Below are 19922 nucleotides of genomic sequence, written 5' to 3'. Positions count from 1 at the left end.
ACGGCAGCTGTGAAACGCGCAACCGCATCGCTCGACCGCACCGGCACAGCCGTCGTCGGGCTTGCTCTGATCGCTCTCGGCGGCGGAGCCATCGCGTGGGAACGCGGCGAGCTTACCGGCCGCGACCGTCTGGACGCCGCGTTCGTCGACACCGCCGTCGACGCCGGTTGGTGGCCCTGGGCTCTCGGTGTGGCCGCGGTCGTGCTGATCCTGTTGGGTCTGTGGTGGTTGCTCGCGCACCTGCCGCGACGATCGGTCGGGACCGTGGCCTTCGAATCCACGTCGGCCGACGTCGCGAACATGGACGGAGAGCATGTCGACGGCAGGCTCAGCGTCGACCTGGGCACCGCGGCCCGTAGTGCAGCAAAGTCGCTGGCAGGTCACGACGGCGTTGTCACGGCCTCGGGTCGTTCGGTCTCGGACAGGGGACAGCGAGTGGTAGAGATCGTCGCCACGCTCGATCCGGCCGTCACGTCCCTCGAGCGGGTGTCCGACGCCGCAGCACGGACCCGCGACGATATCGTGACCGCGCTCGACGGAACTCCAGCCAAGGTTCGAATCCTGTTGCAGTGCGGAAAGTCTCGCAAGCAGTCGACGCGCGTCAGCTGACACCGGAGAACTCGATCTCCCCGATCAGACCGTGGTGGTCCGATCCCGGGAGGTCGATTCTTTCCAGTGATCGGGCATGCCCGGAATTGGTGAGAATGTGGTCGATGCCGACAACAGCGGGAGTTCCCTTGTCCGTGGGATAGGTCGGAATCAGCCCCATCCCCAATTGTGCTGCGGCATCGGAATATCCGGCGTCGAGCAGATTCCTGAACTTCTTGTGCGAATACGTGGTGTTGAAATCACCGCTGACGATGACGGGGCCGCTGGCAGACACCGCCTCCAGATCGCCACGGAGCGTGTCGAGTTCGGCGGTCCAGATATCGGCCGGGGTGATGTACGCGGGGCCGGGATGGACGGCCAGCAGCGTCACCGGCTCCGATCCGGGAACGTCGATGGCGGTGGCCAGGTTCACCGGCCCGTAGCCGTCCAGTTCGCGGTTGTCGGACAGCGGTATGCGACTGTAGATTCCGGCTCCTCCGCCGCCCGTCGGCAACGCGCGCAGGTAGCTGTACGGAAAGAGCTGCTCCATGCCGGCGTCCCGTAGCCCGATCACCGACGCATCGGTCAGCTCTTGGATTGTGACGACGTCGACGGCGTTGTCGCGTGCCGATCCGACGACGACCGACGGATCCGCGCTACCCACCATCAGGTTGGCCTGCATCACCCGCAGCCGGACGGCATCGCCGCTCGCGTCGTCCTGGGATGCCGCGTCGGCCATGTACAGAGGTGCGTACGCCACTGCGGCTGCTGCCAACACGACCGCGGATACCGCCGCCAGAATCCATTGCCTGCCGATCAGCGCGACGACAGCACCGACCACGACAGCGATGAGCATCAGGGGAACGAACGATGCCAGCGCGATCAGAACGTTGATGCGGGTATCGGTGTAGTACGCGCCCATCGCGACCAATCCGGTGACGATGCCCAGCGTCGCGATCGTTCCGGTGAGAATCCGTATCCAGGTTCGCTGCATCGCACCGAGAGTAGCTACGCCCTGACGCCGACGGTCAATGCTCGGACGGTTGTCCAGGTCAGCGACATCAAGCCCCGTACTGCCGCGATCGAGAACGCCGTCGACCACACCGTTTTGGTCGCCGGCTCGGCGACGGGAAGCCCGGCGAATCGATCCGCGAGCCAATCGAGGGTCAGGGGCGCACTGAGCGGATGCAGCGACAGGTGCTCGCTCAATCGATCTCGCAGGTAGGTCACGTGTGCGCCGGCTTCGAGGTACCGGTCGACCTGGCCGTCGACGTCGTCGACGGCAATGATCTGGTCGTGCACGGCCTGCACGACCAGCAGCGGTATCGACGGCGCAGTGCGACCGGGCTGGATGTCCTGGAACACCTGCACGATCTCGGGCAACGCGAGCAGGTCGGCGAGCGGAATGTCGATGTAGTTGTCCAGGTCGTGCCGGGCCAGGCGTCGGACGGCGCGGACGGTCGTCATGGATTCGACGGAATCGAGAATGCGCATTCCGTCCTCGCTGACGTACTGACGCACCACGCGATCGAGATCGGGGTAGGTGCGTCGCAGTCCCGCGACAACCAGCGTCGGCAGAGCCGCGTGCAGCGTCGCGTTGAGCCTGGTGAACGCAGAACCCGGATCGCCGACGGGGGAGCCGAGGGCGGCACCGACGAGCTCGAGCTCCGGCGCGTACTCGGGGGCCATTTCTGCGGCCCACGACGTCGCGAGCCCGCCGCCCGAATATCCCCACAATGCGACGGGTGTGCTCTCGTGCAGTTCCAACGACTCGAACGACAGCGCCGCGCGGATTGCGTCGAGTGTGCAGAATCCTGGTTCCTGCGGCGACCCCCAATGTCCGTCCGGTCCCTCGTGGTCGGGGATCGAGATGGTCCATCCGCGGCGAAGGGCATGCAGAACCAGCAGGAACTCGAACTGAGGAACTGCGCCGAGGGCCTTCGAGCCGCGTCGAAGCGCGTAGGACGGAAAACACGAGGACGCGACGCCGTCGATGGCGCACTGGTACGAGAGCAACACCGGTTCGCCATCGTGCGGCCTCAGCACCGTCGTCACACTGGCCTGCGGTAAACCGCCCAGATCGGCGGTTCGGTAGAGCAGCTGCCACGCGTCGACTCGCTGGCGCACGTGGCCGAACATCGCGACCTCGACCGGCCTCACCTTGAGGATCGTCCCCGGTAGAGCTGCTTCGTAACCCTCGGGCGCGGCGTAGAACGGGTCGTTCTCAGGCCTGGTTGCATCCTCGCAGCTCGGCCATGGTTCCACCGGCCAGGACTGTTCGTCCGCCATCGATCTGTCGACGCTCATATCCCACCGCTTCTTGTCCGAGTCTCTTCGTCACACTAACTTGCCCTGAACGGGCCCTTTTCATGCAGCCTGCTGCCAGTTGGTGATCAGAACGTCGGTCGCGTAGCTCAGGTCGAGGCCTTCCCCGCCCCAGTTCGGGACAATGGCGTCGGGTTCGATGTGCTGATATCGCCGCCGGAGGACCTCGGCATCTCCGGACAACGCCGGCGCGTGAACCATCTCTCCTCCCGATGGGTGCCGGAACGTGAATCGTTGGTGGCCGAGGGATTCGATGAAGAAGTAGCCGTCGTGCAGTGCTCGATGGTGTTCGCCGCACAGGAGAACCAGGTTGTCGAGCGACGTCGCACCTCCCCGCGAGCGGTAGGTGACGTGGTGAGCATGCAGAAATCGGGTGCGCCCGCATCCGGGCACCGAGCAGCATCGATCGCGAATGATCAACTGACGCAGCTGGGTTCGGCTCGGAGCTTTGGCAGTAGTACTCCACCGCACCGTTTTTCCCAACCGGCCGTGACCGACGACTCGCATGACCGACGAACACAACACCTGAGCGAGAGTTTCGTCGTCGAGCCCGGGCCCGTCATCGAAATGAGCATGATCGCACCCGGCTTCGGTGCTGTCTCCGAGGTGTACCAACACGTCCGCGGCAGGTGAGACGACCGGTGAATCGATGGCGTCGCACACCATCTCCGCCATCGCGACGAGCGCAGGAACCGGATTCGCCGGTGCCGGGGCCGACCGGTCACCCTCGGATTCCACCTCGGTGCGGGTGCGCTCGTACTCGGCCCTGGTCACAGCGGCCAGAAATCGCTTGCCGTCCTCGGGCCGAAAGCGCGCCGTCACCACGAGCGAGCCGTCCTCGTCGTCCCAGCGCCACCGTCCCACACACGGATCGAGGTCGACGCCGTTGCCTCTGGTCGGCCGCATCGCCTTCTTCAGACCACGGCAGAGACGTTCGATGTGCGCGGCGGGTGCATCGAGCGCCTTCTGCAGCAGTGACGCTTCGTTGTCGGCGGTGGCAACACGGGTCATCGCGCGCACCTTCGAGTACGACACCGTGCCGCTCAGGTACGCAGAGGTGATCAACGGCAGCTCGCGCATCGCCTTGGCCACCCGCACCTGCTCACGGGCAGTATGCAGATCGACTCCGGCGCGCCAGGACAACCAGTGCGCACAGGACCTCGTCTCCCACACGGCCCACCCACGTCGAGCATCGAACTCACCGACCAGGATCAGATACTGCGCAGATGCAGCCGCGATCTGGCCCGCCAGCGCGCATATCTCCGTCTCGATGTCTGCAATCTCGACCATGAATGCCCCCACCCGTCGAATGTATGTTCGACGACAGTACGACGAGGTACCGACAAGAACGCCGAGGAACCGACGCACCCGTCCCCGCGGGGACGCTGTCGGGGTTGCTTTCTCGCCCACGGGCCCGATACTGAGCAGCAGATGCTGGATCCGACGGAAAGTGGGTGTGGCCATGAACGGTTCGGACACCTGGGGCATCCCCAGCACAGACTTTCTCCGCTGGTACCTGCTCGCGGCCGTTCTCGCGATACTCCTGACGATGGCGGGGAACTGGATAGCCGCTCACCGATCGGCCCCGGTGACGTCGGCAGGCCGCGTGCTCACGCCACCCGAAGTAGGTGTGCTCACCAGCGACTCCCAGGCAGTGATGGCGTCGTTGGCCATACTTCGCGGTGCCGAGATCATCGACTCGCAAGGAAGAAAGCGCCGCGAGCTGAGCGCCATCGAGCGCTCACAGCTGGACTGGTTCACCCGCACCGTTCTCGAACGCCTCGGTGGCGGTAAGGCCCCTCTGGTTCGCTCCCGACTGGTGGCGAACATGTCCGGCACATGTGCGCAACTGCGGAGCACTCTCGTCGACGAGGGTCTGCTGCACGGCGCACGCGGCTCCGCCGGCACACGGGTGTTCCCGGTGCTCTTCGTCATCGCAGTCGGAATTGCTCGCATCGTCGCCGGAACCGCGAACGGCAAGCCCGTCTGGTTCCTCTTCGCGATCGTGCTCGTCCTGTTCGCGGCGCTGCCGATTCTGCTTCGTCGACGCCGGCGAACAGCTGCGGGCGACACCGAACTGCGCCGGCTCCGCGCCGAGAACGACTACCTTTCACCCCGGGCGCGACCGTCCTTCACCGCCTACGGGCCGACTCGTGCCGGAATGTCGGCAGCCATCTTCGGAGCAGGGGCCCTGCTGATGCTCGATCCGGCGATGGCCGGTGCACTCAGCTACGGCACCGCCCAGGCCGGTGGTGCCGCGTCGTTCGGCTTCGGCGGCGACAGTGGTGGCAGCGGAGGCGACGGCGGCAGTAGCAGTTGTGGCGGTGGCGGTGGGGGCTGCGGCGGCGGAGGGTGTGGAGGTTGAACATCGACGCAGTGCCCGTCGGGCTCGGAATCGGTTGGCGCTCGGAGATATCCGGCATCGTCTCGGGGCTCCCGGGGCTGGCGTTCTGCGAGGTCATCGCCGAATCGATCGGTGAGCAGGCACCCGATCGCCTAGTCGCACTGGGCGTCCCCGTCGTCACGCACGGAATCTCGTTGTCGTTGGGTGGTGCCGAGCCAGTGGAACAGCACCGTATCGACCGGCTGGCACGAGTGGCCTCCATGCTCGGATCCCCGTTGGTGAGCGAGCACATCGCCTTCGTCCGCGCCGACGGCATCGAGGCCGGTCATCTGCTTCCGGTACCACGCACCCGCGAAGCCCTGACGGCGCTCGCGCGAAACATCGCACGAACACAGGACGGTGTGCCAGTTCCGCTGGCGGTGGAAAACATTGCAGCCCTGTTCGATTGGCCGGAAGACCAGTTGACCGAGAGCGAGTTCCTGGCAGAACTCGTCGAGCGCACCGGCGTGAGTCTGGTGCTCGACATCGCCAACGTGTACGCGAACGCGATCAATCGTGCCCGCGACCCGTGGCGTGAACTCGAACGCCTGCCCTTGGATCGAATTGCCTACTGCCACATCGCCGGTGGCACGGTCCGCGGCGGCATCTACCACGACACCCACACTGCACCCGTGCCCGACGAAGTCCTCGAACTACTACGGACCTTTGCGACGGCTGGGCATCGCACGCCCCTGATGCTCGAACGCGACGGTCACTATCCACCCGAGGCCGAGCTACTCGCAGAACTGGATGCGATCGCGGATGCCGCGGGACTCGATCGCATCACCGGGGTACGGACGTCCGGGTACACGAGGTGAACGACGACCTGGCGCGCCGTCAAGAAGAGTTGGTGCGCGCTCTCGTGGCAGGTGGGCCGCTGCCCGCCGAATTCGATTCTGCGACAGTGGACACTGTTCGAGCGGCGTTGCTGACCAAGCGAGCGGCCGAGATCGCGGCACGCTATCCGGCACTGCCCTCGGCGTTGGGCGACCGATACGAAATGCTGTTCCGCCGATGGGCGTCGAGCCGCCCCAAGGTGTCGACGGCCGAGGATGCCGAGGCCTTCTACCGAGCTATGGAACAGGAAGGGGAACTCGCCGCCACACATCCGGGACGGGTCGGGCAGCGAATGCCGTACATGGCCGACGCCCCCAACCCGCTCGCGCGCTTTCGCAGTCCGCTGCGCAGCACGTGGTTGACGTCGCTGTTCGGTGCGGTGCTGCTCATAGCGCTGCCTGTCGTGATCCTGACGGGCCTGCTGTCCTACAGTGCGTACGGACCGCAATTCGGCCAGGCCAAACCAGGTGCCGTCGGGTGGCTGCGCTTACCGTTCTTCGACTGGCCGACGAATCCGGCCTGGCTGTACCAGCTGACGCAGGGCCTGCACGTCGGGTTGGGCCTGATCATCGTCCCGCTCGTGATCGCCAAGCTCTGGTCGGTGATGCCCAAGCTCGTCGAACTGCCGCCGGTGCGGTCGCCGGCACATGCACTCGAGCGACTGTCGCTGCTGGCACTCGTCGGAGGTCTGCTGTTCGAGATAGTGACCGGCGTGCTGAACATCCAGTACGACTACGTGTTCGGCTTCGACTTCTACGCCGCTCACTACTTCGGTGCCTGGGTGTTCATCGCCGGATTCCTTGTGCACCTCTGCCTCAAGGTACCGCTGATGTGGCGGACCCTTCGCTCCGAGTCGTTGATGGACGTCCTGCGTGCCCGCAACGAAGCGCCGTCCCCGCCACACCAGACCATGAGCCGACGCGGTGCGATCGGATTGGTCGCCGCCGGAATGGGTTTCGTGGCCGTGTTGACGGTGGGGCAGACCGTCGGCGGCGTCCTACGCAAGGCGGCAATTCTCCTTCCGCGTGGGCGGTCGTACGGCGACGGGCCCAACGACTTTCAGATCAATCGCACTGCCGAGGCGGCCGGAGTCACCGAAGCACAGACGGGCGCAGACTGGACCCTGTCCGTCGAAAGTACCTCGGAGAACACCGAACCGGTGGTGCTCTCCCGCGGCAGGCTGATGTCGATGACTCAGCACACCGCCGAGCTTCCCATTGCCTGTGTCGAAGGATGGTCGACCACGCAGAGGTGGACGGGCGTTCCATTGGCCGAACTCGCAGCATTGGCAGGTGTACCCGCACCCAGGTCCGCGGAAGTCATCTCGATAGAACAGGGTGGCCCCTTCGGTCGTGCTGTGCTGCAGGGCAATCAAGCGCTACATCCCGATTCGCTGTTGGCACTGAAAGTCAACGGCGTCGATCTCTCGCTCGATCACGGCTACCCGGCACGCGTCATCGTTCCCGCGCTTCCCGGTGTGCACAACACCAAGTGGGTGGCGCGCATCGTGTTCCGTTCGTGACTTTGCAAAACCGCCCGGATGGTCGAGAATCTTTCATCGGTGGCCCGCGGGGCTGCCGACGAAGGAGTACTCCTTCGTCTGGACGAGTCCATAAGGTCATGCCACGATGCACGCACTATCTCGAGGCCTTCTCGCCGCGGGTGCAGCCCTCACGCTGATGCTCGCCGCGGGCTGTTCGTCGTCCGACGCCGGCACTGCCGTTGCCGCAGACACCACCGCCTCCAGCAGTTCCGCAGCCCCCACCACCACCGACAACGTGTCCGGCCAGGAAGGTATCGACGCCGGTGGCTCCACCGATATCGACGTCGAGATCGGTCAGTGCGTCAAGCTCGGTGGCACGATGACGGCCGCCGAGATCGACAACGCCGAATGCGGCAGCATGGAGTCCAACTACAAGGTCATCGCCAAAGCCGCAGAGAACGAGCAGTGCCCCACCGACGTCAACCAGACGTACTACGAGACTCTGAACGGTGTCGAGCAGGGCGCACTGTGCCTCGACGTCGACTGGGTGATCGACGGCTGCATGAGCGTGCCGAGTACCGGAATGGACGAGCCCGCCCGAGTCGATTGCGCAGACCCCAGCGCGACGAGCGTCGAGAAGGTCACCGAGATCAAGACCGGTACCGCGGACCCCAACGACTGCCCCGAAGGCGGATTCGCCTACGAAGCACGGCAATTCGTCGTCTGCACCACGACGGTGTCCTAGTCGCGAGTCGCCGTCATCATCTGCGTGACGTAGTGATAGGTCAGGTGGCCGTGGCTGTCGATAGCCGCATGGACCGCTCGGAGCACTTCCTGCCGACGTGTGTCGGTGAGAATCAGGTGACTCGAATATGTCGCGGCCATCGCGCAGAATTCGTCCGCGGAGTAACGCTGAACCCACTCGTACGTCGACGTGGACCAGGGGCCGAAGCCGGCCGCGCGGGGTACCGCGGTGTCGGATTGCACGCCGAGGGAGTGCGCCAACAGCGGTGCGGCGCCCGGCTCGGTGGCGATGTACGCAGCCCGCACCGACTCCCACACCGGCCCGTCGAGCTGACCGGGCATGTTCCACCACAACCGAAGTGATCCCCCGGGGGCCAGTGCACGAGCCGCCACCGCGGCTCCTCGATCGCGGTCGACCCAGTGCCACGCCTGAGCGGCCACGACGACATCGAACGATGACGGCGCGCAGACGAAGTCCTCGAACCGGGAGACCTGAACATCGACGTCCATGTTCTCGGTGCGGCGTCGGATCACCTCGGCCATACCCGGGTCCGGCTCGACCGCAACCACAGAAGCGCCGCGTTCGGCCAACGCGACGGTGGCTTTGCCGGTCCCGGCTCCCGCTTCCAGCACCCGCGTTGCACCGCCAGCCAGAACATCCGTGTACAGCGCCGATGGGTACCCGGGGCGAGCTCGGTCGTAGTCCTCGGCGACTCTGCCGAAGGTCAATCCGCGGGGTCGCTTCGGCTCGTCCGTCACGTTAGCCAGAGTACCGATTATTCGGGACTACCGATGTTCGGCCGCTTCCAGCTGCGATCGGAGAGTGGACTCGGTGTGCCGAATTGCCTGCCCGACGACGGGCTCCACGACGGCACCGAGAACCTTACCGGCGATGCCCCCGGGCAAGCTGTAACGGAAGATGACGTCGAGACGGGTCCGGCCCTCATCCAGGTCCGTGAAAGACCAGGTCGAGGAGTTGGACAGGCCTTCGACCGATTCGAGCGTGAGTCGCTCGTTCTCGACCCATTCGGTGACGCGCACGATCGAATTCAACGACTTGGGGCCGATCTGCATGGTTGCGTCGTACGTCGCCCCGAGACCGGAGGTGGTCTCACTCCTCGGCTCGAACCGCGTGATCCCGAACATCCACCGCGGGACGTTTCGATAGTCGTCGAGGTAGGCGAAAGCCGCATCGCGGGGTGTCGACGCGACCGCCGAATGGTTTATCTCACGCATTCCACCGACACTAATACACGCGACGGCATGTTACACATAAGTTGGCGTCGGCTTCTACCGGCGGACGTAGCCCGCCTGCTTGTCCACCACATTGACCAGAGACTCGTTCCGCCGGTACCTATCGAGATTGTCCTCGAACAGCGTCCACAGCCGATCGGCGAAGTCGTCGGCGTCACCGGCCAGATGCGCCGTCAGAATCACGTTGTCGAGCTCCCACAGCGGACTCGACGTCGGAAGTGGCTCGACCTCGAAGACGTCCAACACGGCCCATCCGATCGCCCCGGAAGCCAACGCCTCACACAAGGCCTGTTCGTCGACAACGGGACCACGGGCGATGTTGACCAGCCCCGCGTCGTGACGCATTGCCCCGAGGACCTCCGCATCCACCAGACCGCGAGTCTTCTCGGTCAGCGGCGCTGCCAGCACCACCACGTCGTATTCATCTGCGTAAGAGGCTAACCCGTCCACCGAACGAATCTCCTCGAACTCCGCGTCTCCCGGCCGCTCGGATGTGCCGGCCGCATCTACACGCATGCCGAGTGCCCCGAGAACACGACCGATCGCGCGGCCGATCGAGCCCGGACCGACGACCAGCACTCTCCGATTGTGAATTCCACTGGTGAGTCGATGCTCCCAGACCCGCTCACGTTGTCGCCGAAGCGCTTCGGGCAGCTTCTTCATCGACGCCAGAATGCCTGCAGCGACGTACTCGGCGATCGCACGGTCGAGAATGCCGCCGGAGTTGGTCAGTATCCAGGGGGTTTCCCGCAGAACCGGATCGAGCACCCGATCGACCCCGGCGCTCGACACATGAATCCAGCGAAGCTTGTCGGCGTGCGGCCACACGTTGCGCAGGTCGACTGTCTCGAACGTGCGAAACAGCAGAACCTCCGCCCACGACACAGCGTCGACGAGTTCGGTGATCGCGCAGCTCCGGAACTGAACTCCATCGATCGACGGGAAGGCTTTTCGGTCCGAATCACTCTCGACCACAAGCACGTTCACCACAGGACTCGTCACCTCCGTACGATGGCAGGGTGCTCACCGTAGAACTCGCGTCTGCCGCCGACGCAGCAACGATACTCGACCTCCGGCACGCCGCCGAGGACTGGTTGGCCGCCCGCAGCATCGATCAGTGGGCACCGCGCGAAGTACCGCTGTCGACTGTTGCTGCCCAGGTAGACGCGGGAGAGTTCTACGTCGCTCGACGTCACCCCGGTGGCCCGGTTGTCGGAGCCCTGCGACTGATCTGGGCCGATTCGAGCATCTGGCCCGACCCCGATGTGCTCGCCGGCTACGTGCACGGATTGGTGATCGACAGAAGCGAAGCCGGTACGGGACTGGGTACGTCGTTGCTCGAGTGGGCGTCGCAGCGGACCCGACAGGAAGGGCGAGGGCTGCTACGGCTTGACTGCGCCGAGACCAACACTGATCTACGCAACTACTACCTTCGGCAGGGTTTCCAGTACGTCGGCCGTCGCGACTTCGACAGCGACAGTTCGTGGTTCAGCGTGGCGCTGTTCGAGAAGCCGACCGGCTTGTAGCGTGTCCGCCATGAGCGAGAACCGAGATCGGATGCTGCGCGGCGAACTCTACCGAGACGGCGATCCCGACCTGGTTGCCTCGCGTGTGTCCGGTGGAAAGTTGCTGCATCGTTTCAATGCGACGGACGCGGACGAGACCGTCGAGCGCCGCGCCCTACTCGAGGAACTACTCGGTTCCATCGGCGAGGACTCGTGGATCATGCCACGATTCCAATGCGACTACGGCACATACATTTCCATCGGGTCCAACAGCTTTCTGAACTACGACGCGATTCTGTTGGACTGCGCTCCGATCACGATCGGAAACGACGTCTCGATCGGTCCACGCGCGCAGCTACTGACTGCGCTGCCTCCCATGGAGGACCATGACGCTCGTCGATCTCGTTGGGAGAGCGCTCTTCCCATCACCATCGGGGACAATGTCTGGCTGGGCGGAGGCGTCATCGTCTGTCCAGGAGTCACGATCGGCGAGAACTCTGTCATCGGAGCCGGAAGTGTCGTCACCCGCGATGTACCGCCGCATACCTTCGCTGCAGGGAACCCGTGCCGGGCGATCCGCGCACTACCGTGAGACCACCGAATTCAGGATTCTGTCGGAATCACGAACCAGCGTGCCGACTGCCATCCGCGCGCCCCACCACATCCCCAGCCAGCCGATCGCTACGGCCACCGGGATCGACAGATACGCCCACGCTCCCGGAAGCAGCAGTGCGAGAAGCAGCGCGGGCACGACCGATACGGCCAGGACCATTATCCCGAGGATGAGGAAGACGAATGCATTGCCGGTGAACGACCCCCGGGTGTTCATCGAAAACGACTTCGTAGCTTCGGGCACCGGGTAGGCACCGCGTACGGAGTTCACGGCGGTCAGTCCGGCGCTGACTCCGAGCATCGAGATCGTCACGGCGACAGGGATCTCCCATCGGTCGAGCCCTAGGTCTCCGAACACTCGAACCACCAGGACCGGAACGACCGCGAAGGGGGTAGCAACCATCAACCAGGCGATCTGCCGACCACGGATGTCGTCGGGGAGAGCCTGCGGAATCATCACCAGGTGCCACATCGAACCGCCGTCGAGACCGTACGAATTCGATCCCGCACCCATAGCCATGAAGATCGCGATCCACGCACCCCAGGCTGCGCTGAACGGAATCGAGTCGGTCACCAGCGGGCCGATGCCGGCCAGCACTGCGAAGATCAGCACCGACAGCAGCTGACTTCGACGACGCATATCACCGCGCCACAGGGACAGCTCTCGGGTCACTACCGCGCCGACCCGCGTTGCTCGCCACCCTGTTGCACCGTCACGCCCCTTCTCTGACGTCTGCTTGCGGGTCGATCCCGACGACGTCGAGACACGTCCCTCGAAGTGGCGAAGAACCAGTCGCTGCCATGCCCACACCAATGCGACGTCCAGCAGCAGCAATCCCGCCACCGCGCCGATCGCCAACAGCCAATTGCCGTCCAGCACAGCATCGACGCCGGTGATGCCCCAGCCGAAGGGAATCGAATGAGCCAGTGTCAGCGGCCACGTCACCTAACCCGACAGCACACGATCGAGATTCTGCGTGATGGGGAACTGCAGGAAGTACAGGCCTCCGAAGACGGCGCCGAACGCCAGCAGGGCGAACTCGCGGCTCCGGCGACTCTTGAGTAGTTGCGACATGGCCAGCGTCACCACCCTCGACAGCGTCACGAAGAACACCACCGTCGCGGGCCAGGCCACGAGCGCAAGAGGCACTGCTGCGACCGACCGCGACAGAGCGTAGATCGGAATGGACGCCGTCGCGACGATCGTCAGCGGAACCACCATGCCGATCACCGACGTGGTCAGCAGCGCACGGGCCAGGCGCGTGGGATCGACGGACAGCAGTTGGAAGTGACGAGGCTGGATGTTGTCGTCGGAGATACCCGACAGCACCGGGAAGAGCACCCAACTCAGGCCCGTCAGGGTCAGCCCGAGGCTTGCAGTGCCGCCCACCAGTACCTGCGACGCGTCGGTTCGAGCCGCCATCACGCATGCGAGAACCGCGAAGGCCAGCCCCAGCACTCCGAACACGGTCTTGATCACCGCTTGTCCACCCTTGAACTGCCTGCGGTAGAGCGTGATTCGCATCTGCAGGACGGTGCGACCGACCGACATCACGAGCGCATCCAGGACAAGCCGTCCGGGTTCTGATCTCGGGAACCGACGAGGCGCACGAAGGCGTCGTCGAGGGTGCCACCGGCGCGCACGTCGTCGACCGTTCCGGCCGCCACGACTCGACCACCGGTGATGACACCGACGTGGGAGCACAGCCGTTCCACGAGGGCCATGACGTGACTGGACAGGATCACCGAGCCGCCGGAGCGAACGAACTGAATCAGGATGTTGCGGATCGTCGTGGACGAGATGGGATCGACGGCCTCGAAGGGCTCGTCCAACACCAGGAGCCGAGGCCCGTGCAACAACGCCGAGGCCAGTCCGATCTTCTTGGTCATTCCGGCGGAATAGTCGGCGATGACGGTCCCGCCGGCATCGGCGAGACCCAACGCGTCCAGCAGCTCGTCTCGACGCTGCGCGATGACGTCCTCCGGCATCGCGCGTAGTCGGCCGATGTAGGTCAGTAGCTCGTGGCCGGTGAACTGGGAGGGCAAGGTCAGTCCGTCGGGCAGCACGCCGAGCAGCTCCTTCGCCGCGATCGGATCGGCCCAGACGTCACGCCCGAAAACGAGGCTTCGGCCGTACTGCGGTCTGAGCAGCCCGACCGCCATGGACAGACATGTCGTCTTACCAGCACCGTTGGGGCCGACCAACCCGAACATCGACCCGGGCGGAACCATCAACGACAAGTCGTCGACCGCAATCTTGGGGCCGAAGGCCATGCACATGTGCTCGAGCAGCAAAGCGGGAGGATTCGTTTGCACGGGTAACAGACTAGCCGGTATGGGCGGTTTCGTCATGCGCTACGAACCGACTGCACCGGTACCATCTGGGCATGAATCGCACCGCAGTGGTCACCGGAGCTTCGTCGGGCATCGGAAGGGCCGTCGCGTCGGCGCTGGTCGCCCGCGGGTACCGAGTCATCGGCACTTCTCGGAATCCGGATTCGATGACCTCCGATCAACGGGCAGCAGGCGTCGAGTATCGAGCTCTGGACCTGACCGACACCACGTCGATCGGCGCATTCGTTGCCGAGCTGGGCGCCGTCGACGTTCTGGTCAACAACGCGGGCGAGAGCCAGTCGGGACCGTTCGAGGAACTGCCGACCGACGCCATCGAACGACTCTTCCAACTGAACGTCTTCGGCGCAGTGACGCTGTCGCAGAATGTTATTCCCGGTATGCGCGAGCGCGGGTACGGCCGCATCGTGATGGTCGGCTCGATGCTGGCCAGCTTCCCCCTCGCCTATCGCTCGTCCTACGCGTCGACGAAAGCGGCGATCAAGGGCTTCTCCGACGCGGCGCGTCTGGAACTCTCGCCCTTCGGCGTGTGGATGACCACCGTGGAGCCGGGATCGATCAACACCGGAATCAGCGAACGCCGCACCAAGTACATCGCCGCGGATTCGGTCCACCGAGACGATTTCCACACAGCGATCTCGTCACTGGATCGTAAGGAGGGAACCGGAATCTCCGCCGAGGACGTCGCCGAAGTAGTACTGAAGGCCATCGAGGCCGACAAGCCGAAACCCTTGTACGCCAGAGGAAGCAACGCACCGGTCGTGTTTCTGGCGCGACGGTTGCTGCCGGCGACATTCATGGAGAAGACGATCGCGAAGATGTTCGGACTGAAGAGATAGTTTGAACCCCTGACCTGGTGGAATACAGCCGGGTGATAGAAACTCTCGGCCTGGTCCTGGCCGCCACGGGTCTGATCGTCGCCGCGCAGGTGATCTCGAAGAAGACGACGCTGCCCGCGGCAGCGTTGTTGACCTTGGCCGGCCTGGCCGTCTCGGCGTCGGCGTTGCCCGACATCGTTCTCGACCCCGAAATCGTGCTGACTCTGGTGATTCCGCCGCTGCTCTACAGCGCCGCGCTGAACTCCTCGTTGATCGCGATCCGCCGCAACGTCTGGACGATCCTGAGTCTGTCGGTTGCCCTCGTGGTGGCGACCGCTGCCCTCGTGGGCGTCGGCCTGTGGTTGCTCGTTCCGGGCATCACGCTGGCCGCCGGCATGGCGCTCGGTGCTGCTGTTGCGCCGCCGGACCCGGTCGCTGCCCTTGCCGTGGGTCGTCGCGCCGGCATCCCACCGAAACTCGTCACCCTCATCGAAGGTGAGGGACTGCTGAACGACGCGACGGCGCTGACGATGCTCACCGTCGCGATCGCGGCGATATCCAGTCAGGACATGACCTTCGTCCACGCGGGCGGACTGTTCGTGTTGGCTGCAGTCGGCGGCATCATCGTCGGATTGGTGGTCGCCCTGCTGATTCGTTTGGTGCAGCGCTACCTTCACGATTCGCTGCTGCTCAACATCGTGTCGCTGGCGACGCCGTTCGTGGCCTACCTGGCGGCAGAGGAAGTTCACGCCTCGGGTGTTCTCGCCGTGGTCGTCGCGGCTCTGGTGATCGGGCACCACACCCGCCACGCCATCTCCGGAGCCAGCCGACTGCAGACCAGCGCCGTGTGGCGACTGATAGATCTGCTGCTCGAGGGCTTCGTATTTCTGCTCATCGGCGAGCAGTTGCCCACTGTGGTCGGCGGCCTCTCGGCGTACTCGGGAACGACCATCGCTCTCGCGGTCACGGTCACGCTCGCCGGCGTGCTCCTGCTGCGTCCGCTGTGGTTGCTCACGACCGGGCTGTCCCCACGCGAGGCGGTGGTGATGAGTTGGGCAGGCACCCGCGGCGTCATCACCGTCGCCGCTGTGTTCACGCTCCCTCTGACGATCGACTCGGGCGAGCCGTTCGAGAGCCGAGACCTGTTGCTGTTCTGCGCTTTTCTGGTGGTACTGGTCACCGTGGTGGGCCAGGGGCTTACCTTCGCGCCATTGGTGCGCGCGTTGAACGTCGTCGCGGACCCCGCCGCCGAAGCCCGCTTGCGGAACGAAGCACGTGAGGGATCGGCCAAAGCCGCACTGTCACAACTGGATCGCATCGCCGACGAAGAGAACCTCGATGACGAGGGCCGCGAGATCCTTCGGAACGAGCTCGAGCATCGCATCGACCGGTACCACCGCCGACTCGATCATCTCGACGAGACAGACGTCGGCGACGCGGTCATCTCACCGGAACAGGTTGCCGCGATGAGTACGCGCCGCCGAATCCTCGATGTGGAGCGAGAAGAGTTGTTGTGCTGGCGCGATGTCGGCCGGCTACCGGACAACAGCATGCGCAGTCTCGAACACGAACTCGATCACGAGGAGCACTCGTTCCGGCCACACCGAGAGACCGATTAACCGGCGATCGCGGCGTGCATCTCCCAGACGATCACTTCCGCACCGCTCGCGGTACTCAGTTTCTGGCCGCCACCTCCGGTGACGCGCACGGCGTCACCCTGCGCGAGGGGTCCGACGCCCTCGAGCATCGCCTCACCCTCGGCCACGAAGATGTGCACGAACGGTGCGTCGGGGATCTCCACCGGAGCCTGCCCGGGCTGTAGGCGCGCCACGTGCATGGCGGCGTACTTGTTCTTGATGCGGATGGCTGCGTCATCAGCATGGTCGGGCATGCCGGAGGCGACGGGAACCAAACCACCGCTGAGAAATTCGTTGTCGATCTCGAGCTGTTCGTACCCGGGCGTGATGCCCTGCTCGTCGGGCACGACCCACATCTGGACGAAGCGAACCGGATCGCCGTGCTTACCCGCATACGAGCCGGCAGTATCGCCGAGTCGCCAGGAATCGTTCTTCTCCGAGTGCAGAATTCCAGTGCCCGCGCTCATGCGTTGCGCGAGGCCGGGGTAGATGACGCCGGAATGACCCATCGAGTCCTGGTGCACCAGCGATCCCTGCAGAACCCAGGTGATGATCTCCATGTCGCGGTGCGGATGGGTATCGAATCCCATTCCCGGGGTGACGATGTCGTCGTTGTTGACCATGAGGACGCCGTGGTGGGTGTTACCGCGATCGAAGTGGTTGCCGAACGAGAAGGAGTGCTTGGAGTCCAGCCAGCCGATCTTGGTCTTGAATCGGTCGTCGGCGCGGCGGAGGTCGAGTGTGGTTGCTGCAGAGGTCATGTCATTGCCTCGAATCTCGAAGTAGGTGGGTTCTCAGAGAACGTGCGAGCCGTACATCTCACCGAGCGGGTCGGCGATCAGTTCGAGCCGTGCACCGTCGGGGTCGCGGAAGTAGAGCGAGACCTCGCTGTGCTCGATCAATTCGATTCCCGCGTCGATCAGCTTGGTGCGCAGGTGCTCCCAGCGGGCGGGCTCGACACTGATGGCCACGTGGTGCAGGCCGCCCAACACCTCCGCGTAGGGACCGACGTCGAGTCCGGGGAAGTCGAAGAAGGCCAGCAGGTTGCTGTTGCCGATGTCGAAGAAGAAGTGCGAAGAACCGGGGTAGTCACGGTTCTCGATGAGCTCGGTCAGAGGAAACTCGAGCAGGTCTTGATAGAACCGCACCGTCGCCTCGACGTCGCTGCTGACCAGTGCAGTGTGGTGTAGTCCGCGGGCCGACGATGCCGGACGCTCGCCAGCAGGCTTCATGTACTGCTGACGGATGCGGTCCCGCTCTGTGGTGTGTGGATCTGTCTCGGTCATCGCTTCAGCCTCCGGTCAAGTAGTTGCTTCGTCAACTACCGAGAACAGTACACCCGTTAGTTGCGTTGTCAACTAGCATGGGGGCATGGACTCCCCACGGTGGCTCGGTGCCGACGAACAGCAGGCCTGGCGCGCATACCTCGATGCGACGCGGCTGCTGCTGCGCGACCTCGACAATCAACTCACACGCGACTCCGGGATCTCCTTCACCGACTTCGAGCTATTGGTCGTGCTGTCCGAAGCACCCGACCGTCGCCGACGGATGAGCGAACTGGCCGACGCCGTCACCACGACTCGCAGCGGCGTCACCAGAGCCATCAGTCGGCTGGTCGACAACGGCTGGGTCACGCGCGTCAAATGCGACGACGACAAGCGAGGAATGTCCGCCGAACTCACCGAAGCGGGCATGAACACCCTCGCCGCCGCCAGCCCGGGACACGTCGAAGCAGTGCGAGAGAAAATGTTCGACCTGGTGGACCCCAACGATCTCGCGGCTCTGACGCGGACTTTCACGGCGATGCGGAACCACGCGTCGTGACCGCGACTCTCGTTCCCGGTGCGCAACGCCATCACTGGTGGAATGAGTGGCTCGACTCGAAGCAGTCGTTTCCCGCCACCGGCAATTACGACCTGGCGGCCAATGCACATGGGCTACTGATGGTGCACAACGAGGACACGGTGTTTCCCGGCGAAGGGTTCGACTCCCATCAGCACGAGAACATGGAGATCGTCACGTGGGTGTTGGAGGGGACGCTGAAACATACTGATTCCGAGGGTAATTCGGGACTGGTCTACCCCGGTCTCGTTCAACGCATGAGTGCCGGAACCGGAATTCGCCACACCGAGACCAATGCGTCGAGCCGGACCAGCCGAGAAAAGCTGCGCGTGGTGCAGATGTGGATCCCACCCGACACCGATGGAACCGACCCCTCCTACGAAGAGCTGGACGTGCAGGACCAGCTGGCGAGCGGCGAGCTGGTTCCGGTGGCGTCCGGCAGGCCGGGCCGGGGCGGCGTCCGGATCGGCAACCGCTACGCGACGCTGCATGCCGCCCGACTGGCACCGGGGGAGTCCGTCACCGTCCCGGACGCGCCGTACGGTCACGTCTTCGTCGCCGACGGTTCCGCAGTGTTCGAGGCCGTCGGAGACGTTGCCCAGGGTGACGCAGTCCGACTCACCGCCACCGGAGGTCACCGTGTGACAGCATCGACGGCGAGCGAAATCTTGATCTGGGAAATGCACGCCGGCTTCGCCTGACCGGGTTCTTCTGACACAGGGAGATTCACCATGCCAACCGTTGTCACCGACGATGCCGTCTCCCTGAACTATTTCGACGAGGGCGCCGGCCCGGCCGTGGTTCTCATTGCCGGCTTCTGCGCACCGGCGACCACCTGGATTTTGCAACAGAAAGCGTTGGTGCGAGCCGGATACCGTGTTCTGGCCCTCGATCGACGGGGTCACGGCGCCTCCGATGCACCGACACACGGAGCGTCGATGGAGCGGCACGGACGCGATATCGCGAATTTCCTCTTGGAGGTGGGCGTCGACGAGGCCGTCTTGATCGGAGGTTCCATGGGGGCCAACACCATCTGGTCGTACGTCTCGCAGTTCGGCACCGACCGCGTCAGAGCCATCGTGTCGGTGGATCAGACACCGAAGATGGTGAACAGTGACGAGTGGTCGAACGGCTTCTACGGTCTGACCGACAGCAATCGAACGTCGTTCTTCGACAGCGGAATACCCGATACGGGACACGGCCGACCGCAGTGGAAGTCCGTGCCTGCACTGCTGAAACTCGCCTTTGCATTGCGCGCGATGCCGAAGATGGCATCACCCGACACGGCCCCGATGAAGGCGCTACTGGCCGATCATGCGGCGCAGGACTGGCGCGCAACCATCTCCGGTACCGATAGGCCGTACCTCATGATCGCCGGACGCGACAGCCAGTTCTGGCCTGCTGCACATGCTTCCGAGTCCGCGAAACTCAGTTCGGGTGGTCGATCCGTGGTCTTGGAGAACTGCGGTCACGCTGCCAACATGGACCGGCCGATCGAGTTCAATGCGGCGATGCTGAAATTCCTCGACTCGATCGACTGAG

23 protein-coding genes are annotated in these 19922 nt (G+C 64.4%); 12 read left to right on the top strand and 11 right to left on the bottom strand.

Annotated elements, in window-relative coordinates; all coding sequences use genetic code 11:
• Window positions 1-9 precede the first annotated feature (9 nt).
• Complete coding sequence (locus QM588_RS01605; protein WP_283311022.1) at window positions 10-609, top strand: hypothetical protein; 600 nt, start codon at window positions 10-12, stop codon at window positions 607-609.
• Here QM588_RS01605 and QM588_RS01600 read toward each other — a convergent pair.
• From QM588_RS01600 to QM588_RS01590, 3 genes are read right to left on the bottom strand one after another with little or no spacing between them, the layout of a single operon-like run.
• A complete protein-coding gene (locus QM588_RS01600) occupies window positions 602-1582 on the bottom strand; it encodes an endonuclease/exonuclease/phosphatase family protein (RefSeq protein ID WP_283311020.1) in 981 nt (326 codons plus the stop codon). The genes QM588_RS01605 and QM588_RS01600 overlap by 8 nt on opposite strands.
• Before the next feature lie 14 nt (window positions 1583-1596).
• Window positions 1597-2895 carry a lipase family protein gene (locus QM588_RS01595; RefSeq protein WP_283311019.1) on the bottom strand — a complete coding sequence of 433 codons (1299 nt, stop codon included), beginning with the start codon at window positions 2893-2895 and terminating at the stop codon, window positions 1597-1599.
• A gap of 60 nt (window positions 2896-2955) precedes the next feature.
• Window positions 2956-4215 carry an HNH endonuclease signature motif containing protein gene (locus QM588_RS01590; protein WP_283311018.1) on the bottom strand — a complete coding sequence of 420 codons (1260 nt, stop codon included), beginning with the start codon at window positions 4213-4215 and terminating at the stop codon, window positions 2956-2958.
• 160 nt (window positions 4216-4375) lie between these two features.
• On the opposite strand from QM588_RS01590, the gene QM588_RS01585 reads away from it, so the two are divergent.
• The 4 genes from QM588_RS01585 to lppU all read left to right on the top strand — a co-directional run bounded on the left by QM588_RS01585 (window position 4376) and on the right by lppU (window position 8361).
• Complete coding sequence (locus tag QM588_RS01585) at window positions 4376-5278, top strand: TIGR04222 domain-containing membrane protein (RefSeq protein ID WP_283311017.1); 903 nt, start codon at window positions 4376-4378, stop codon at window positions 5276-5278.
• Window positions 5275-6114: a DUF692 domain-containing protein gene (locus tag QM588_RS01580; RefSeq protein WP_283311015.1), complete on the top strand. Its 840-nt coding sequence runs from the start codon at window positions 5275-5277 to the stop codon at window positions 6112-6114. The genes QM588_RS01585 and QM588_RS01580 overlap by 4 nt, the downstream gene beginning before the upstream one ends.
• Before the next feature lie 311 nt (window positions 6115-6425).
• Entirely contained in the window at window positions 6426-7655 is a 1230-nt protein-coding gene (locus tag QM588_RS01575; protein WP_283311778.1) for a molybdopterin-dependent oxidoreductase, read from the top strand.
• 106 nt (window positions 7656-7761) lie between these two features.
• Window positions 7762-8361, top strand: coding sequence for an LppU family putative lipoprotein (lppU, locus tag QM588_RS01570; RefSeq protein WP_222075591.1), 600 nt, complete (start codon window positions 7762-7764; stop codon window positions 8359-8361).
• Here the strand turns inward: lppU and QM588_RS01565 are convergent.
• Genes QM588_RS01565 through QM588_RS01555 form a run of 3 tightly spaced genes read right to left on the bottom strand, consistent with a single transcriptional unit; the run spans window position 8358 to window position 10616 of the window.
• Complete coding sequence (locus tag QM588_RS01565; RefSeq protein WP_283311013.1) at window positions 8358-9119, bottom strand: class I SAM-dependent methyltransferase; 762 nt, start codon at window positions 9117-9119, stop codon at window positions 8358-8360. The two genes, lppU and QM588_RS01565, sit on opposite strands and share 4 nt — an antisense overlap.
• Before the next feature lie 27 nt (window positions 9120-9146).
• The gene (locus tag QM588_RS01560) at window positions 9147-9596 is read right to left on the bottom strand and encodes an SRPBCC family protein (protein WP_032370002.1); all 450 of its coding nucleotides are present in this window, start codon (window positions 9594-9596) and stop codon (window positions 9147-9149) included.
• 54 nt (window positions 9597-9650) lie between these two features.
• Window positions 9651-10616 (bottom strand): D-2-hydroxyacid dehydrogenase, encoded by a 966-nt coding sequence (locus QM588_RS01555; RefSeq protein ID WP_283311011.1) that lies wholly within the window; start codon window positions 10614-10616, stop codon window positions 9651-9653.
• Window positions 10617-10633: 17 nt separating this feature from the next.
• Here QM588_RS01555 and QM588_RS01550 point away from each other — a divergent pair, with 17 nt between their 5' ends.
• A complete protein-coding gene (locus QM588_RS01550; protein WP_283311010.1) occupies window positions 10634-11140 on the top strand; it encodes a GNAT family N-acetyltransferase in 507 nt (168 codons plus the stop codon).
• Between the two features lie 10 nt (window positions 11141-11150).
• Window positions 11151-11711, top strand: a complete 561-nt coding sequence (locus QM588_RS01545) for a sugar O-acetyltransferase (RefSeq protein WP_283311009.1) — start codon at window positions 11151-11153, stop codon at window positions 11709-11711.
• Here the strand turns inward: QM588_RS01545 and QM588_RS01540 are convergent.
• Genes QM588_RS01540 through QM588_RS01530 form a run of 3 tightly spaced genes read right to left on the bottom strand, consistent with a single transcriptional unit; the run spans window position 11703 to window position 14083 of the window.
• Window positions 11703-12677: a hypothetical protein gene (locus QM588_RS01540; RefSeq protein ID WP_283311008.1), complete on the bottom strand. Its 975-nt coding sequence runs from the start codon at window positions 12675-12677 to the stop codon at window positions 11703-11705. The genes QM588_RS01545 and QM588_RS01540 overlap by 9 nt on opposite strands.
• Complete coding sequence (locus QM588_RS01535) at window positions 12678-13256, bottom strand: hypothetical protein (RefSeq protein ID WP_283311007.1); 579 nt, start codon at window positions 13254-13256, stop codon at window positions 12678-12680.
• 26 nt (window positions 13257-13282) lie between these two features.
• Window positions 13283-14083, bottom strand: coding sequence for an ABC transporter ATP-binding protein (locus QM588_RS01530; protein WP_442972847.1), 801 nt, complete (start codon window positions 14081-14083; stop codon window positions 13283-13285).
• Between the two features lie 35 nt (window positions 14084-14118).
• On the opposite strand from QM588_RS01530, the gene QM588_RS01525 reads away from it, so the two are divergent.
• Both QM588_RS01525 and QM588_RS01520 read left to right on the top strand, forming a co-directional pair.
• Window positions 14119-14922 carry an SDR family oxidoreductase gene (locus tag QM588_RS01525; RefSeq protein WP_032407909.1) on the top strand — a complete coding sequence of 268 codons (804 nt, stop codon included), beginning with the start codon at window positions 14119-14121 and terminating at the stop codon, window positions 14920-14922.
• A gap of 32 nt (window positions 14923-14954) precedes the next feature.
• Entirely contained in the window at window positions 14955-16520 is a 1566-nt protein-coding gene (locus QM588_RS01520) for a Na+/H+ antiporter (protein ID WP_283311005.1), read from the top strand.
• On the opposite strand, the gene QM588_RS01515 is transcribed toward QM588_RS01520, so the two are convergent.
• Window positions 16517-17299, bottom strand: a complete 783-nt coding sequence (locus QM588_RS01515) for a pirin family protein (protein ID WP_283311004.1) — start codon at window positions 17297-17299, stop codon at window positions 16517-16519. The genes QM588_RS01520 and QM588_RS01515 overlap by 4 nt on opposite strands.
• Before the next feature lie 33 nt (window positions 17300-17332).
• Window positions 17333-17824 (bottom strand): VOC family protein, encoded by a 492-nt coding sequence (locus tag QM588_RS01510; RefSeq protein ID WP_283311003.1) that lies wholly within the window; start codon window positions 17822-17824, stop codon window positions 17333-17335.
• Window positions 17825-17909: 85 nt separating this feature from the next.
• Between QM588_RS01510 and QM588_RS01505 the strand changes: the two genes are divergently transcribed.
• The 3 genes from QM588_RS01505 to QM588_RS01495 are packed head-to-tail and all read left to right on the top strand — an operon-like array spanning window position 17910 to window position 19921.
• Window positions 17910-18362 carry a MarR family winged helix-turn-helix transcriptional regulator gene (locus QM588_RS01505; protein ID WP_027495110.1) on the top strand — a complete coding sequence of 151 codons (453 nt, stop codon included), beginning with the start codon at window positions 17910-17912 and terminating at the stop codon, window positions 18360-18362.
• Entirely contained in the window at window positions 18359-19081 is a 723-nt protein-coding gene (locus tag QM588_RS01500; RefSeq protein WP_283311002.1) for a pirin family protein, read from the top strand. Before QM588_RS01505 ends, QM588_RS01500 begins: the two co-directional genes overlap by 4 nt.
• A gap of 30 nt (window positions 19082-19111) precedes the next feature.
• A complete protein-coding gene (locus QM588_RS01495; protein WP_283311001.1) occupies window positions 19112-19921 on the top strand; it encodes an alpha/beta fold hydrolase in 810 nt (269 codons plus the stop codon).
• Window position 19922: the final 1 nt, after the last annotated feature.

Origin of the sequence: Rhodococcus sp. IEGM 1354 (assembly GCF_030056855.1) — a bacterium.
Taxonomy (GTDB): domain Bacteria; phylum Actinomycetota; class Actinomycetes; order Mycobacteriales; family Mycobacteriaceae; genus Rhodococcoides.
This window is presented reverse-complemented; position numbering and strand designations above follow the sequence as displayed.